Below are 15,175 nucleotides of genomic sequence, written 5' to 3' on the forward strand. Positions count from 1 at the left end.
CCCTTCCCCTTCCACGTTCCAGGCCTGTTGACACACGTTTACCGCGTAAGAACGCTCAACATTGATATACGTCAAAATACGTTACCAAAAAGTGGACATTGGAATCCACATTATATGAGCTTCTACGTACCCGGCCCGCATGGGCGAGGGCGATACTTTCCCTTTGCATCCCGTGCGAGGCAGGCGACAATCGTCCTCGATGAGCACCGAAAAAACATCCTGGCTGACCACCGTCATCGAGCCGCTGCGTCCGGTGATGCGCGAGTTGTTGGCCGCCTCGCTGTTCATCAACCTGATGGCGCTGGCGGTGCCCATCTTCGTGATGCAGGTCTATGACCGGGTGATCGGCCACAACGGCGTGGCGACGCTGAAGGGGCTGGTGATCGGGGTCGGCGTGCTGCTGGCCTTCGACTGGATCATCCGCACCTCGCGCGGGCGGATCATGCAGACGGCGGCGCTGCGCATCGACGTCGAGGTCGGCACCCGGCTGTTCGACAAGATCATGCACCTGCCGCTCAGGACCCTGGAAAGCCGTCCGGCCTCGTTCTGGCAGACCCTGTTCCGCGACGTTGATTCCATCCGCAACACGGTGTCGGGCTCCACCGCCGTGCTGCTCACCGACCTGCCCTTCGTGCTGATCTTCCTCGGCGTGATCTTCGTCATCGGCCGCCCGCTGGCCATGGTGTTCATCCTGCTGTTCGTCGCCTTCCTGGTGCTGGCCTGGCGCTCGGGGGGGGCCATGAAGGAGACCGGCGACAAGGAGAAGAACGTCCAGCAGGCCAGGGACAGCCTGGTGGCCGAGATCATCGCCGGCCGGGCCACGGTCAAGGCGGTGGCGCTCGACCGCGCCATCCGCCCCATCTGGGAGGAGAAGCAGGCCGGGGCCATCGAGCAATCCATCCAGCGCGGCGCCACCAACGACGAATACGTCAACATGGGGCAGATGCTGACCATGCTGGGCAGCGTGCTGCTGACTACGGTGGGCGCGGTCTACATCATGGACCAGCAGCTGACCATGGGCGCCCTGGTGGCCTGCAACATGCTGTCGTCGCGGCTCTACGGTCCCATCAACCAGCTGGTGGGCGCCTGGAAGAGCTTCGCCTCGTTCCGCCAGTCGGTGGACCGCCTGGGAGAGATCTTCAACGAGGCCGAGGAGCGCCGCCACAGCGCCATCCAGCGCGAGCGCCCCGACGGGTTGATCACGCTGGAAGACATCTCCTTCGCCTACGACCAGAAATCCCAGGCGGCGTCGTCCATCGACCGGCTGGAAATCCGCCCGGGCGGCATCACCGCCGTGCTGGGCCGCAACGGCTCGGGCAAGACCACCCTCTTGAAGATCATCCTCGGCCTCTACCACCCGGCCAAGGGCCGCGTCCTGCTGGACGGCGCCGACATCGCCCAGTTCACCCGCTCGGAACTGGCCGGCTGGATGGGCTATGTGCCGCAGGAATGCGTGCTGTTCAACGCCTCGATCCGCGACAACATCGTCTATGGCTGCCCCGGGGCCGGCGACGAACAAATCCTTGCCGCCGCCAAGGTGGCCGGCGTGCACCAGTACATCGTCGACCTGCCCGACGGCTACGGCACCTCCATCGGCGAGGCCGGGTCGCGGTTGTCGGCGGGCCAGCGCCAGCGCATCGCCATCGCCCGCGCCCTGCTGGGCGATCCGCCGGTGCTGCTGCTGGACGAGCCCTCGGCCAGCCTGGACCGCCAGGCCGAGGAGGATCTGCGCACCACCCTGGCCGAGCTGGGCAAGACCCGCACGGTGATCATCGTCACCCATTCGCCGGTGCTGCTGCCCATCTGCCGCGATGTGGTGGTGCTGGACAAGGGCATTGTCGCCGCCGCCGGCCCGGCGGCCGAGACGCTGCAGCGCCTGTTCGGCGCCCGCCCGCAACAGCCGCCGCCGCAGCAGCAACCCCATCATCCGCCGCATGTGGTGACCCAGCCGGCCCAGCCCCTGGGCGGCGGCGTCCATATCGGCGTGGGGGGCAAGCCATGACCCAGGCGCCGCCTCCTTCGCCGTCCCAGCCCCTGGCCCAGATCACCCCGGTCCAGGTTCCCGCCGGCCAGGCGATCCCCGGCACGCCGCCGCCCGCGGGCGCGGGGCCGCAGATGAGTCAGGAACAGCTGGCGCAGGCCATGGCCGCCATGATGGGCGGCGGCGCTCCGCCCGGGCCGCCGCCGCCGGCCAAGGCCTCGTTCCGGGGGGGCTTGCGTACCTTCTGGAAGACGCTGTGCTGGCTGCTGGCTGCCCCGGAGCAGGCGGAGGACGCGCCCAAGGGGCTGCTGGCCTGGCCGCGCCGGGTGCTGATCGGCACCCGCGACTGGTTTCTGCCCGCCCTCAATCCGGTGCGGCCGGCGCCGCTGCGGGACTACCACGCCCCGGAATTCGGCTCGCGCCTCTACAGTCTGGCCAATTCCTATCCGCTGCCCACCTGGCGGCCCCTGGCCCGGGTGGTGATGACCCTGACCGCCGTCTTCATCGTCTGGGCCTTCGTCGCCCATCTGGACGAGGTGGCCATCGCCGAGGGCGAGGTGGTGCCCGAGGGCAAGGTCAAGGTCATCCAGCATCTGGAAGGCGGCGTCATCCGCGAGATCATGATCACCGACGGCTCCGAGGTGAAGGAGGGCGAGCCGCTGATCCTGCTGGACCTGCCGGTCAGCTCGCTCAACAAGGAGGAACTGCAGGCCCGCATGGACGGCTACATGCTGCAGCGCGCCCGGCTGGAAGCCGAACTGCACGATAAGCCGGTGATCTTTCCCGAGGACGAGGCCCGGCGACAGCCGGCCCTGGTGGAATCCGAGCGCCGCTCGTTCGAGGCCCGCCGCCAGGCGCTGAAGGCGACGCTGACCGTGCTCAACGACCAGGTCCGCCAGAAGGGCCTGGAGGTGCAGGAATACGAGACCAAGCAGCGCTCCATCACCACCAGCCTGCGCCTCGCCCAGGAACGCTTCGCCATGTCCAAGGACCTGATCAAGTCGGGTCTGGCCTCCAAGATGGATCACGTCCAGATGGAGTCCCAGGTGGAGGACCTCAAGGGTCAGCTGGACTCGGTGCGCGCCTCGATCCCCCGCGCCCAGGCAGCCCAGCAGGAGGCCAAGGGCCGCGTCGACGAGGAGCTGGCCCGCTTTCAGCGCACCGCCCAGGGCGAGATGTCCGAGGCTCAACTGAACATCGCCCGGACCCGCGAACTGTTCATCCAGGCCACCGACCAGCAGCGCCGCACCCTGATCGCCAGCCCCATCGACGGCATCGTCAAGAACATGCGCTCCAACACCATCGGCGGCGTGGTGCGCCCCGGCGACCCCATCATGGAGATCGTGCCGCTGCACGAGCGCCTGCAGGTGGACGCCAAGCTCAACCCCATGGATCGCGGCTACGTCCAGGTGGGCCAGCGCGCCACGGTGAAGATCAGCGCCTACGACTACACCACCTATGGCGGGCTGGACGGCGACGTCATCTTAGTGGCGCCCGACACCACCGTGCCCCAGACCCCCAACGCCCAGCCCTATTATCGCGTGGTGGTGCAGACCGACCGCGCCTATATCGGCGACGAGAAGGCCAAGCGGCTGATCAGCGCCGGCATGCAGGCCACCGTGGAAATCCACACCGGCACCCGCTCGATCATGGAATTCCTGGTCAAACCGGTGATCAAACTGCGCCACGAGGCGTTCCGGGAACGGTAATGGGGCCCCCCCTTTGGCGTGTCATCCCGAGCGCAGGCGAGGGGGCTCCGCCTGGAATGCCGGTACCGTTTCTGAAATATCGCGCCAGGATGAGATCCCTCGCCTGCGCCCGGGATGACGGATCGGTCGGATCAACCGGAAAATTTCGCCACACCTGTCACGTTTGCCGGGGCCGCCGCGTCATCAAGGCGTATCTCACCGCATAAGGACCGCCTTCATGGACATGCGCTTCGACATCACCACCCTGGCGCCCCAGGCCTACCAGGGCCTCTACGCCGTTTCCGACATCCTGGCCGGGTCCAGCCTGGGGGCCGGCTTCAAGCATCTGATCGACCTTCGGGTGTCCCAGCTCAACAACTGTCATTTCTGCCAGAACCTCCACCGCGAATGGGGCCTGCGCGACGGCGTGAGCGAAGAGCAGCTGCAGGCGGTGGCCGGCTGGTCCGCCTCGCCCCTGTTCAATGCGGGGGAAAAGGCCGCCTTCGCCTGGGCCGAGGCGCTGACCCGGCAGGATGAGGACAAGGTCCCCGGCCTGCTGGCCGAACTGCGCCGCCACTGGTCCGATCCGGCCATCGCCGAGCTGACCATGATCATCGCGGTGATCAACGCCTGGAACCGGGTGGGCATCTCCGCCTACGCGGTGGGGCCGGCGGCCCATGGCTGAGGGCCAAAGCCCCGCTTTGGTGCACTTCCTGGCACAGCGGCCGCGCCTGCGGCTGCTGGCCTACCGCCTGCTGGGCAGCGCCGCCGATGCCGACGACGTGGTGCAGGACGCCTGGCTGAAATGGTGCAAGGTGGCGGAGGGCATCGACGAGCCCGCCGCCTTCCTCACCACCCAGGTCACCCGGCTGGCCGTCGACCGCCTGCGCACGGCCCGGCGCCGCGCCCGTCTCGGCGCCCAATGGCTGCCCGATCCCTGGGTCGAGCCGGTGGAGCCGGGCGAGGCCGACCTGTCCACCGGGCTGCTGTTGCTGCTGGAGCGCCTGACGCCGGACCAGCGGGCGGTCTATGTGCTGCGGGAAGCCATGGACCTGGACTTCGCCGAGATCGCCGCCATCCTCGACAAGGCGGTGGCCACCTGCCGCCAGACCATGAGCCGCGCCCGTGCCGCCCTGAAGGGAGGGGCGCGCTACGATTGGGACGCCGCCCAGACCGCCACCCTGGTCCAGCGCTTCGCCGCCGCCTGCGACCAGCGCGACTATGCCGCCCTGGTGACGCTGCTGGGCGCCGAATCCCGCCTGATCAGCGACGGCGGCGCCAAGGTCAAGTCGGCCCGCAACCCCATCCTCGGTCCCGACCGCATCGCCCGCTTCCTGCTCGGGGTGCGCCGCAAGTTCCAGCCCGCCGACTTCGCCTTCCGCATGGCCGAGATCAACGGCCTGCCCGCCCTGATCGGCGAGGCCGGGGGGCGGACGCGCTGGGTGGTCACCCTGGGCTGCGCCGGCGGGCGCATCGGCGGACTCTACCTGCTGGCCGATCCCGACCGGTTGCCTTACTCCACCATCTCGGAATCGGTATAGCCCTGGGCGTAGAGCAGGGTGACCAGGTCGCCGTGATCGACCCGCACGCGGGCCTCGGCGGCCACCACCGGCTTGGCGTGGAAGGCGACGCCCAGGCCGGCGGCGCGCAGCATGTCGAGGTCGTTGGCGCCGTCGCCCACCGCCACCGCCAGATAGGGCGTGATGCCCAGCTCTTCCGAGACGGCGTTGAGCGTCGCCAGCTTGGCCTCGCGGCCGATGATGGTGTCGCCCACCTGACCGGTCAGCCGGCCGTCCTCGACGATCAGTTCGTTGGCGATGTCGCGGTGGAAGCCGCAGGCCTCGCGCACCTTGGAGGTGAAGAACTTGAAGCCGCCCGACACCAGCACGGCATGGGCGCCATGCTTGACCATGGTGCGCACCAGCTTGTGGGCGCCCGGCGTGAACTCGATGCGGTCCCAGGTCTTCTGCAGGCACTCCTCCGGCAGGTTCTTCAGCAGGCCGACCCGTTCGCGCAGCGCGGCCTCGAAACCGATCTCGCCGTTCATGGCCCGTGCGGTGATGCGCGCGATGTGGTCCTTCAGCCCGGCGAAATCGGCCAGTTCGTCCAGGGTCTCGCCGGTGACCATGGTGGAATCCATGTCGGCGACCAGCAGCGCCTTGCGCCGCCCCTCGGCCTTCTGGGCCACCACGTCCACGCTCCAGCCTTCCAGGATGCGTGCCGCGATCTGATCGGCCTGGCGCGGATCGAGTTCGGAAAAATCAAGGTCGCAGGCGTGTTCCGGACTCAGCCAGCGGGCATGGCCCACCTCGGCGCCCAACGCCCTGAGCGCGCCGCGGACCTCGAACACCAGCGAGGAATCGAGCCCCTCTCCGCCATGTCCGGCGATCAGAGTCAGAACGTTGATCATGGCGGGTCCTTGCGGGAGAGGGAAAAACGGTCCCGTTTACTGCACCGCAGCACGGATTGGCAAGCAGGAAGCCCTTGGCGGAAGCCCGGGGGAGAGATAAACCGGAGGGAACAAGACGTTCAAGGGAGGTTCCCAGGTGTCCGTGCCGCTGTTCCGTCCGTTTCCCGGCCTGCGTCCCACTCCGGCCACCGCGTCCCAGGTGGCGGCGGCGCCCTACGACGTGCTGTCCTCCGACGAGGCCCGCGAGATGGCGGCGGGCAGGCCCCATTCCTTCCTGCACGTCTCCAAGCCGGAAATCGACCTGCCCCCCGGCGTCGACGCCTATTCCCCCGCCGTCTACGCCAAGGCGGCGGAGAACCTGAATTCCATGATGGCGGCCGGCGTGCTGGTCAGGGATGCCGGGCCCTGCTTCTACGTCTACCGCCTGAAGATGGGCGGGCACGTGCAGACCGGCATCGTCGGCGGTGCCTCGGTGGCGGCCTACGATGCCAACCGCATCCGCAAGCACGAGTTCACCCGCCCCGACAAGGAGGACGACCGCGTCCGCCAGATCGACGCCTGCGACGCCCAGACCGGCCCGGTGCTGCTGGCCCACCGCGACACGCCGGAAATCGCCGCCGCCGTCGCCGCCGTGACGGCCGGTGCCCCGGCCTATTCAGTCACCGCCGCCGACGGTATCGAGCACACCCTGTGGGTGATGGACGGCGAGGCCGGGATCAAGGCGGTGGCCAAGGCGTTCGACGCCATGACGGCGGTCTACATTGCCGACGGCCATCACCGCTCGGCGGCCGCCTCGCGGGTGGCCATGGTGCGCCGTGAACGCAAGTGCTGCGCTTCCGGCGAGGAGGCCTATGAGAGCTTCCTGGCGGTGAGCTTCCCCCTCCATGAGATGAAGATCTTCGACTACAACCGGGTGGTGACAGATCTCAACGGCCTTTCCCCCGAGGCCTTCCTTTCGGCGCTGGAGGCCGGGTTCACGGTGGAGCCCGTGCCGGAACCGGCCAAGCCCGCCCAGGCTCGCCGGTTCGGCCTCTATCTCCAGGGCCGGTGGTACCGGCTGGGGCTGAAGAATCCGCCGCCCGCCGATCCGGTGGCGCGCCTGGACGTCAGCCTGTTGTCCGAGCGCTTGCTGGGGCCGGTGCTGGGTATCACCGACCTGCGCAAGGACAAGCGCATCGACTTCGTCGGCGGCAAGCGCGGCCTGGGCGAACTGGAGCGGCGCGTCGATTCGGGCGAGATGGCCTGCGCCTTCGCCCTTTACCCGACCAGCATGGAGGATCTGGTGGCGGTCGCCGATGCCAATCAGGTGATGCCGCCCAAATCCACCTGGTTCGAGCCCAAGCTGGCCGACGGGCTGGTCAGCTATCCCTTGGACTGGCGGTGACATGATTTATCATTCCGAGCCACGGGCGAGGAATCTCCGCCTGACGGGACGGTACCGATTCTAAAAAGCCGTGCCAGAATGAGATCCTTCGCGTTGCTCAGGATGACAGCCTCGAAGAGGTGACGCCGCACCGCGAATGACCTTATATAGGGGGCAGTCTTTCCAGTTCAGCGGGCTTCCATGACCACGTCCATCAAGTGCCTTGCCGCCGCCCTTGTGTTCCTGACCGCCATTCCAGCCGCCCAGGCCCAGACCCAGGTGGTCCCCACCTCGCGCGAGCAGGTGAAGCTGACCTTCGCGCCGGTCAGCCGCCAGGTGGCGCCGGCCGTGGTCAACATCTACACCAAGCGGGTGGTGCGCGCCGCCGCCTCGCCGCTGTTCGCCGACCCGTTCTTCCGCCGCTTCTTCGGCGACGTGCCGGGCATGGGCCAGGACCGGGTGCAGCGTTCCCTGGGCTCGGGGGTGATCATCGCCGCCGACGGCACGGTGGTGACCAACCACCACGTGATCAAGGACGCCGACGAGGTCACCGTGGTGCTGTCCGACCGCCGCGAGTTCGAGGCCCGCATCGTCGGCTCCGACGACCGCACCGATCTGGCGGTTCTCAAGATCGACGGCGGCAAGGAGAGCTTTCCCACCCTGGTGCTGGGCGATTCCGACGCCATCGAGGTGGGCGACGTGGTGATGGCCGTGGGCAACCCGTTCGGCGTCGGCCAGACGGTGACCCAGGGCATCGTCTCGGCCCTGGCGCGGACCAATGTAGGCATTTCCGACGTCCAGAGCTTCATCCAGACCGACGCCGCCATCAATCCCGGCAATTCCGGCGGCGCCCTGGTGGATCTGCAGGGAAGGCTGATCGGCATCAACACCGCCATCTATTCCAAGGACGGCGGCTCCAACGGCATCGGCTTCGCCATTCCCACCGCGCTGGTGCGCCAGGTGGCGGCTTCCATCGCCAAGGGCGGCAAGGTGGTACGGCCCTGGCTGGGGGCAAGCGGGCAGGCGGTGACCGCCGACCTCGCCCAGGCCCTGAAGCTGCCGCGCCCCATCGGCGTGCTGGTCAACCATATCCATGGCGATTCCCCCGCCGCCCGCGGCGGCCTGATGGACGGCGACGTCATCGTGGCGGTGGAAGGGCGCGAGGTGGATCGACCCCGAAGGCATGCGCTTCCGCCTCGCCACCCTGCCCATCGGCGGCGACGCACGCCTGACCGTGCTGCGGGCCGGGGCGGAAAAGACCCTTACCGTCCGTCTGGTGGCGCCGCCCGAGACTCCGCCGCGCGACAAGACCGAGATTTCGGGGCGCAATCCCTTCAACGGCGCCACCCTGGTCAACCTCAACCCGGCCCTGGCCGAGGAGATCGGCATCAATTCCGGCCTCTCCGGCGTGATGGTCTTCGGCATCAAGCGGGGGTCGGTGGCCAACCGGCTGGGGCTGCAGCCCGGCGACATGCTGCTCAAGGTCAACGAGCGTCCCGTTCCCAGCGTCGCCGAGGCCCGCAAGCTGCTGGGCGTCGAATCGCCCCGCTGGGCCATCACCATCAAGCGCAACGGCGAGGTGATGAGTCTGGTCCTCGGCGGATGAGCGGACTCTTCGACAATCCCACGGACCGGCCCCTGGCCGAACAGCTGCGTCCGGCGGCGCTGGAGGAGGTGGTGGGGCAATCCCACCTGCTGGCCCCCGCCGCGCCGCTGGGCCGCATGCTGGCGGCGGGGCGTCTGGCCTCGGTGATCCTGTGGGGGCCGCCCGGCTGCGGCAAGACCACCATCGCCCGCCTGCTGGCCGAGCGGGTGGGACTGTATTTCGAGCCGCTGTCGGCGGTGTTCTCCGGCGTCGCCGATCTGCGCAAGGTGTTCGATGCGGCGGAAAAGCGCAAACAGACCGGTCGGTCGACCTTGCTGTTCGTGGACGAGATCCATCGCTTCAACCGGGCGCAGCAGGACGGCTTCCTGCCCTATGTGGAGAACGGCACCGTGGTGCTGGTGGGCGCCACCACGGAAAACCCCTCCTTCGAGCTGAACGGGGCGCTGCTGTCGCGCTGTCAGGTGCTGGTGCTGCACCGCCTGGACGATGCCGCCCTCGACCTGCTGCTGTCTCGTGCCGAGGGCGTGCTGGGCCGCCCGCTGCCGCTGGATGCCGAGGCCCGCGCCGTCCTGCGCGCCATGGCCGACGGCGACGGCCGCTACCTGCTCAATCTGGCCGAGGATCTGGCGGCGCTTCCACCCGAGCCGGCACTTGATCCGGCCGGGCTGGCAAGCGCGGTGCAGCGCCGGGCGCCAGCCTACGACAAGGACCGCGAGGGCCATTACAACCTGATCAGCGCGCTCCACAAGAGCTTGCGCGGCTCGGACACCGACGCGGCGCTCTATTGGATGGCCCGTATGCTGGAAGGGGGCGAGGACCCGCTGTTCATCGCCCGGCGGCTGACCCGCTTCGCGGTGGAGGATATCGGGCTGGCCGATCCGCAAGCCGTCACCCAGGCCATCGCCGCCTGGGACGTCTTCGAGCGCCTAGGGAGCCCCGAGGGCGAACTGGCGCTGGCCCAACTGGTGATCTATCTCGGCACGGCGCCCAAGTCCAACGCCGCCTACATGGCCTACAAGGCGGCGCGCAAGGCGGCCAAGACGACGGGCTCGTTGATGCCGCCCGCCCATATCCTCAACGCGCCGACCCGGATGATGAAGGACCTGGGCTATTCCAAGGGCTACCGGTACGACCACGACGACCCGGACGGCTTCTCGGGCCAGAACTACTTCCCCGACGGCATGGAGCGGGCACGGTTCTACCGCCCGGTCGAGCGCGGCTTCGAGCGCGAGATCAGGAAGCGCCTGGAGTATTGGGACAGGCTGCGGGCGAAGAAGGGGGGGTGATGCTTTATTGTCGTGGAAATTTATCGTCGCCTGAGTAACGTTCGAAATGCGACGACGACAGCATAGATAATGCCGAAGCCAGCAATACCCTTGCCAACAGTTCCGAGGATGTTCAGCGCAGTGGCGGACTGCGTGGCGGAGCCAAAGAACAGCATTATGGAAAAAAGTATACACAAACCAATTACAGCAACACCAAATGAAGCTGCGATCCATTTGGCAAGATGAAGCCTCTCTCGCTCAATTGCTGAGTTCTCAGCGCGGGCATTCCGTTCATCATCCAGTTTTGCCATATGAAATTCGAATTGGCGTTTGTCAGAGGCATCGTTAGCCTCAATCGCTGCCCGCACAACCTCTGTCCGCTTGTCTTGGCTGCGAATACGCTCTCGCTCGACCTCGAGCGCCTGCTCAAACAGTTCAAGTTGGTTCGGGTCCTTGATCGGCGGAATAACCTCCTGGCTTGCTTCCGTCATTTACCCATAAACCCTACGGCTTGTTGTTGTGCCCGTCGGCAAGGAATCGGCCATCAAATCGACAGCGAACTCAGCGGGAATGCTCCTGACGCGCCACCCGCCGTAGGGTGTTTCAACGACAGTCGTAATCGTTGTCTCTCCGCCGGCTTTCCGGCGATGAGCTTCTCTTACCGCCTCATCAAGCGAGTCGTGAAAAGAATCGATGAAAAGAGCGTCCAGCTTGCCCATCGCTAGATTTCTCCTACAGGGTAAACTGCATTCATCTTAGCTGAGAAATATCCCAGCCCCCCCCCCTCGGCTGCACAATATGCCATCTCGGTATATGGGAGGCAATTGAGCGCATGTATATAGGCGGCCCCATTATCAACATGCGGGGCAGTCTTGCCGAAAGAGTGATGCGGTCTGGCGCCCATCGCCCCTATCAGCACTCGAGCGCCTTGTCGCGGGTCCTGAGGAACTGGAAGAACTCGACGCCTTCGCGCAGGCGGCGCTTCATCATGTCCCAGTCGTGCAGCATCTCCCAGACGATCTCGCCGATCTTGCCGGGGCGGAAGTAGAAGGCCTTGTAGAAGTCGGCCACCGCCTTGAAGATCTCGTCGCTGGGCAGATCGGGATAGGACAGCGCCGCCACCTGCCAGCCGCCGCCCGCCTCCTTCATCAGCAATTCCTTGTCCTGCTTGAACCAGCCGTTGGCGATGGCCTGCTCGAACAGCTCGGTGCCGGGATAGGGCGCCGCCATGGACACCTGCATGGTGCGCGGATTGACCTCCTTGGCGAAGGCGATGGTCTGCTTGATGGTTTCCCTGGTCTCGCCCGGCAGGCCGAGCACGAAGGTGCCGTGCACCACGATGCCCAGCTCGTGGCAATCCTGGGAGAAGCGCTTGATGATGTCCAGGCGCAGGCCCTTCCTGATGTTGTTCAGGATTTCCTGCACGCCGGATTCGTAGCCGACCACCAGGACGCGCAGGCCGTTGGCCTTCAGCACTTCCAGGGTCTTGCGCGGAATGTTGGCCTTGGCATTGCACGACCACGGCACGCCCAGATGGCCGATGCCCCGGGCGATTTCCTCGACCCGCTCCAGGTCGTCGGTGAAGGTGTCGTCGTCGAAGAAGAATTCCTTCACCTCGGGGAACATCTGACGGGCCAGGGTCACTTCCTCGATGACCTTCCGGGCGCTGCGGGCGCGGTAGACCCGGCCGCCGATGGTCTGCGGCCACAGACAGAAGCTGCACTTCGACTTGCAGCCGCGCCCGGTGTAGAACGCCATGTAGGGATGGCGGATATAGCCGATGAAGTAGTCGTCGGGATTGAGGTCGCGACGATAGACCGGGCCGACGAAGGGCAGGGCGTCCATGTCGTGGATCAGCGCCCGGTCCTTGGTGTGGACCGGCTTGCCGTCGGCCCCCCGGAAGGTCAGGCCGTCGATCTCGGCGAAGGGCTTGCCCTCGGCCACCTCGACGATGGTGTAGTCGAATTCGTGGCGCGCCACGAAATCCACGGCTTCCGAGGTCATCAGGGCCTGCTCGGGCACCGTCGCCACGTGGGCGCCGACCATGCCGACCATGATGTTGGGATTGGCGGCCTTGAACGCCTCGGCCACCTTGCACTCGGAGGCGTAGGTGGCGGCGCTGGCATAGATCACCAGCAGTTCGTAGTCCTTGGCCAGCCTCAGGCAGTCGTCCAGGGTCTTGCCGCTGGCCGGGGCATCCACCAGCTTGGAGCCGGGCACCATGGCGGCCGGCTGGGCCAGCCAGGTGGGGTACCAGTTGGACTTGATCTCGCGCTTCGCCTGGAAACGGGCGCCGGCCCCGCCGTCATAACCGTCGAACGAGGGCGGATTGAGGAAAAGCGACTTCTTCATGTCTGACTGCCTTCAACCTGATCAAGTGTGCCGTCGGCACGGACGGCGAATCGCCGGCCACGCCATACCACAGTCCGTCCGCCACATGCGACAACATAGACGACGAACGACAGAATTTCCCTCAACGCCAGCCGGCCGAAACCGGCCGGGGGCAGGCCCAGCGCCCGCTCCTCCACCCTGACCGCCCACAGCCGGCAAAGCGCCGCCAGCCCCAGCGCCGCCAGGGACGGCAGCCACCCGCCGCCCGCCAGCACCGCCAGCAGGGCGAGCGCCACCGGTTGGGTGATCACCGACGCCATGTAGGAAGCCCGGTCCACCGCCGCAATGGTCCGCCCCCAACGAATCTCGTGATCGAGCAGGGCCTTCAGGTCCGGCTCGTGCACGGTGATGTCTACCGGGCGGGCGGCCAGGGCGATCTCCAGTCCCTGGTCGCGGGCCATGCGGCCCAGCACCCAGTCGTCGGCCAGCACCGGCGACAGGGCCTGGAGTCCGCCGCCTTTCTCCAGCACCGAGCGGCGCACCGCCATGGTGGCGCCGAAGCAGCCGTCCTTGCGGCCGATGGCCCGCGCCAGCACCGCGCCGGGCAGGAAGCCGTGGTTGATGCCCATGGCGCCCAGCGCGCTCCACAGGCCGGGTACCGGCCGGCCCACGTACAGGCAGGTCACCACGCCGACCTTGGGATCAGCGAAGGGGGCGGCCAGGTCGTCCAGGTAATGGGGGCCGACCCGGATATCGCTGTCGGCGACGACGATCAAATCGTGGCGGACCTTGGGCCACATGTTGAGCAGATTGCCGACCTTGAGGTTGAGGCCGTGGCGGGTGGCGTCGGCCACCGTCTCGATTTCGACGCCGGGCAGGTCGCGGGGCAGGGCCTCCACCACCTTCAGCGCCGGGTCGGCGGCGTCGGCCACGCCGAACACCATCTGGAATTGGGGGTAGTCCTGGCGCAGGCAGGATTCGAGGTTTTCCGCCATGCCCGGCTCGGCGCCGCACAGGGGCTTCATCACGCTGACGGGCGGCCGCGCGGCGGGAGCGGGCTTGGGCGCCCGCTGGAAGCGGTGGACCAGCAGGGCCGAGGCCACCTGGAACAGGCAGCCGGCGGCGGCCAGGGCGATCAGCAGCAGGGACAGCCCCTGCCAGATGGTAATCACGCGTCCCCCCTCCTCCCGATGGTCGTCGGGATGACAGTCAAGCGAGAGCCCCCACCTATTTTTCCAGGGCGGCGGTCTGCTTCTCGATGGTTTCGATCAGCCCGCCGAAGCCCTTGGAGCGGAAGAGGGAGCCGAATTCCGAGCGCCGCACCGCCACCTGGCTGACCGTGCCCTCGAACAGCACGTCGATGACCCGCCACTGCCCCTGGTCCTGGCGCATCACGTAGTCGATCTGGGTGGGGTCGCCGTTCTTCGGCACCAGCCACGAGGGAACGATCACCGTACCGCCGGCGGAGGGACGGGATTCACCCACGTCGAAGCGCTCGCCGTTCCACTCGTTGAACTGGGACGCATAGGTGGCCACCGAGAAGGCGGAATAGGTCGCGGCCAGTCTGGCGGCCTCTTCCGGCGTCAGCTTGGCAAAGGCGGTGCCCAGCGTGCTGCGGGTCATGGAAGGCATGTCGTAGGCGTCGGCCACCGCCGGGCGCATCTTGTCGGCGCGGCCCTTGAAGCCCAGCTTGGCGCCGCCCTTCATGGAGTCCAGCAGGCGGTCGCTGAAGGTGCGGATGACCGCTTCCGGCCCCATCCCCTGCGCCGTGGCGGGAGACGCCAGACCGGACCACAGCAACAGCGCCAGCACCGACGCGGCGAGAAGCGAACGCATGCCATTCTCCACAAACACCGGGGCGCCCCCGATTGGAACGCCCGCCGGTTCCCTGCCATACCATATTGTCCGCGGGGGGGCCAGAGCCCACCCCGCGCCCGCCAGGGCTTGAAGCCCCCGACTGGACAGGCCACCTGCACTTATGGAATTCTACTTAGGGGTTCGGGGGAGACACGGATGGGCCTTGCGAGCCTTTGGGCCGGCATCAAGGGACGGTTCAGGCGGATGCCGGTCGGAAAGGCCGGCGGCCCCGCCGTGGCGCTCCGTCCCTCGGCCGTCCGGCCGCAAGCGCCCCAGACCGGCTTTCTCGATCCCGACACCTTCGCCCAGGCCCTGCTCGACGCCTCGGCCGGCGGCAAGGGCGGGGATCACCGCCTCCACGTCTTCTCGCTGTCCGACTTCCGCCAGGCGGTGGGCTCCAAGTGGGGCAAGCTGAGCGGCCTGCTGGAGGTGGCGGGCGACGCCATCATCCGCCGCCACGTGGATTTGTCCAAGGACGTCATCACCCGCCTGGACGCCGAGATCGCCTGCCTGTCCATGCCGGCGGCGACGCGTCAGGAAAGCCGGGCGCGGGTGGCCTCCATCGCCGCCGACCTCTCCACCTATCTGTTCGGCGACGCCCTGATCGATGGCCGCCGTCCCCAGGTGGTGGCCGCCAACATGGCGGTCCAGGATGCCGTCACCGAGGAAGGCAC

14 protein-coding genes and 1 pseudogene are annotated in these 15,175 nt (G+C 67.3%); 9 read left to right on the top strand and 6 right to left on the bottom strand.

Features of this window, described 5'->3' with window-relative positions:
- Positions 1-199 precede the first annotated feature (199 nt).
- The 4 genes from H261_RS15035 to H261_RS15050 all read left to right on the top strand — a co-directional run bounded on the left by H261_RS15035 (position 200) and on the right by H261_RS15050 (position 5,210).
- Positions 200-2,002 carry a peptidase domain-containing ABC transporter gene (locus H261_RS15035; RefSeq protein WP_008619118.1) on the top strand — a complete coding sequence of 601 codons (1,803 nt, stop codon included), beginning with the start codon at positions 200-202 and terminating at the stop codon, positions 2,000-2,002.
- Entirely contained in the window at positions 1,999-3,690 is a 1,692-nt protein-coding gene (locus H261_RS15040; RefSeq protein ID WP_008619120.1) for an HlyD family type I secretion periplasmic adaptor subunit, read from the top strand. Before H261_RS15035 ends, H261_RS15040 begins: the two co-directional genes overlap by 4 nt.
- A 217-nt stretch (positions 3,691-3,907) precedes the next feature.
- Positions 3,908-4,354, top strand: coding sequence for a carboxymuconolactone decarboxylase family protein (locus H261_RS15045; RefSeq protein ID WP_008619131.1), 447 nt, complete (start codon positions 3,908-3,910; stop codon positions 4,352-4,354).
- Positions 4,347-5,210: a sigma-70 family RNA polymerase sigma factor gene (locus H261_RS15050; protein WP_040476613.1), complete on the top strand. Its 864-nt coding sequence runs from the start codon at positions 4,347-4,349 to the stop codon at positions 5,208-5,210. The genes H261_RS15045 and H261_RS15050 overlap by 8 nt, the downstream gene beginning before the upstream one ends.
- Here H261_RS15050 and serB read toward each other — a convergent pair.
- On the bottom strand, positions 5,183-6,079 hold the full coding sequence (gene serB / locus H261_RS15055; protein WP_008619141.1) for a phosphoserine phosphatase SerB: 897 nt from the start codon (positions 6,077-6,079) through the stop codon (positions 5,183-5,185). The genes H261_RS15050 and serB overlap by 28 nt on opposite strands.
- Before the next feature lie 136 nt (positions 6,080-6,215).
- Between serB and H261_RS15060 the strand changes: the two genes are divergently transcribed.
- The 4 genes and pseudogenes from H261_RS15060 to H261_RS15070 all read left to right on the top strand — a co-directional run bounded on the left by H261_RS15060 (position 6,216) and on the right by H261_RS15070 (position 10,334).
- The gene (locus tag H261_RS15060; protein ID WP_008619142.1) at positions 6,216-7,463 is read left to right on the top strand and encodes a DUF1015 domain-containing protein; all 1,248 of its coding nucleotides are present in this window, start codon (positions 6,216-6,218) and stop codon (positions 7,461-7,463) included.
- 423 nt (positions 7,464-7,886) lie between these two features.
- A pseudogene (locus H261_RS26125) lies at positions 7,887-8,333 on the top strand (trypsin-like peptidase domain-containing protein); the annotation flags it as partial.
- A gap of 520 nt (positions 8,334-8,853) precedes the next feature.
- Positions 8,854-9,048, top strand: a complete 195-nt coding sequence (locus tag H261_RS26130; protein ID WP_235062946.1) for a PDZ domain-containing protein — start codon at positions 8,854-8,856, stop codon at positions 9,046-9,048.
- Entirely contained in the window at positions 9,045-10,334 is a 1,290-nt protein-coding gene (locus H261_RS15070; protein WP_008619145.1) for a replication-associated recombination protein A, read from the top strand. The genes H261_RS26130 and H261_RS15070 overlap by 4 nt, the downstream gene beginning before the upstream one ends.
- A 20-nt stretch (positions 10,335-10,354) precedes the next feature.
- On the opposite strand, the gene H261_RS15075 is transcribed toward H261_RS15070, so the two are convergent.
- From H261_RS15075 to H261_RS15095, 5 genes are all read right to left on the bottom strand, one after another.
- Positions 10,355-10,804, bottom strand: a complete 450-nt coding sequence (locus H261_RS15075) for a hypothetical protein (RefSeq protein WP_008619148.1) — start codon at positions 10,802-10,804, stop codon at positions 10,355-10,357.
- The gene (locus H261_RS15080) at positions 10,805-11,032 is read right to left on the bottom strand and encodes a hypothetical protein (RefSeq protein ID WP_008619150.1); all 228 of its coding nucleotides are present in this window, start codon (positions 11,030-11,032) and stop codon (positions 10,805-10,807) included.
- Between the two features lie 193 nt (positions 11,033-11,225).
- Entirely contained in the window at positions 11,226-12,665 is a 1,440-nt protein-coding gene (gene hpnJ, locus H261_RS15085; protein ID WP_008619152.1) for a hopanoid biosynthesis associated radical SAM protein HpnJ, read from the bottom strand.
- Positions 12,662-13,816, bottom strand: a complete 1,155-nt coding sequence (hpnI, locus tag H261_RS15090) for a bacteriohopanetetrol glucosamine biosynthesis glycosyltransferase HpnI (RefSeq protein ID WP_008619154.1) — start codon at positions 13,814-13,816, stop codon at positions 12,662-12,664. Before hpnI ends, hpnJ begins: the two co-directional genes overlap by 4 nt.
- 55 nt (positions 13,817-13,871) lie before the next feature.
- On the bottom strand, positions 13,872-14,480 hold the full coding sequence (locus H261_RS15095) for an HpnM family protein (RefSeq protein WP_008619156.1): 609 nt from the start codon (positions 14,478-14,480) through the stop codon (positions 13,872-13,874).
- A gap of 225 nt (positions 14,481-14,705) precedes the next feature.
- Between H261_RS15095 and H261_RS15100 the strand changes: the two genes are divergently transcribed.
- Positions 14,706-15,175 (top strand): hypothetical protein (locus H261_RS15100; RefSeq protein WP_152426893.1); only part of this gene is annotated, 470 nt, incomplete at its 3' end.

Source organism: Paramagnetospirillum caucaseum (assembly GCF_000342045.1).
GTDB lineage: Bacteria > Pseudomonadota > Alphaproteobacteria > Rhodospirillales > Magnetospirillaceae > Phaeospirillum > Phaeospirillum caucaseum.

Coding starts and splice junctions, on each gene's coding strand:
- H261_RS15080 (WP_008619150.1), bottom strand. CDS start 11,032: ATGGGCAAGCTGGACGCTCTTTTCATCGATTCTTTTCACGACTCGCTT.
- H261_RS15045 (WP_008619131.1), top strand. CDS start 3,908: ATGGACATGCGCTTCGACATCACCACCCTGGCGCCCCAGGCCTACCAG.
- H261_RS15035 (WP_008619118.1), top strand. CDS start 200: ATGAGCACCGAAAAAACATCCTGGCTGACCACCGTCATCGAGCCGCTG.
- H261_RS15070 (WP_008619145.1), top strand. CDS start 9,045: ATGAGCGGACTCTTCGACAATCCCACGGACCGGCCCCTGGCCGAACAG.
- H261_RS15040 (WP_008619120.1), top strand. CDS start 1,999: ATGACCCAGGCGCCGCCTCCTTCGCCGTCCCAGCCCCTGGCCCAGATC.
- hpnJ (WP_008619152.1), bottom strand. CDS start 12,665: ATGAAGAAGTCGCTTTTCCTCAATCCGCCCTCGTTCGACGGTTATGAC.
- H261_RS26130 (WP_235062946.1), top strand. CDS start 8,854: ATGGTCTTCGGCATCAAGCGGGGGTCGGTGGCCAACCGGCTGGGGCTG.
- H261_RS15075 (WP_008619148.1), bottom strand. CDS start 10,804: ATGACGGAAGCAAGCCAGGAGGTTATTCCGCCGATCAAGGACCCGAAC.
- H261_RS15095 (WP_008619156.1), bottom strand. CDS start 14,480: ATGCGTTCGCTTCTCGCCGCGTCGGTGCTGGCGCTGTTGCTGTGGTCC.
- serB (WP_008619141.1), bottom strand. CDS start 6,079: ATGATCAACGTTCTGACTCTGATCGCCGGACATGGCGGAGAGGGGCTC.
- H261_RS15050 (WP_040476613.1), top strand. CDS start 4,347: ATGGCTGAGGGCCAAAGCCCCGCTTTGGTGCACTTCCTGGCACAGCGG.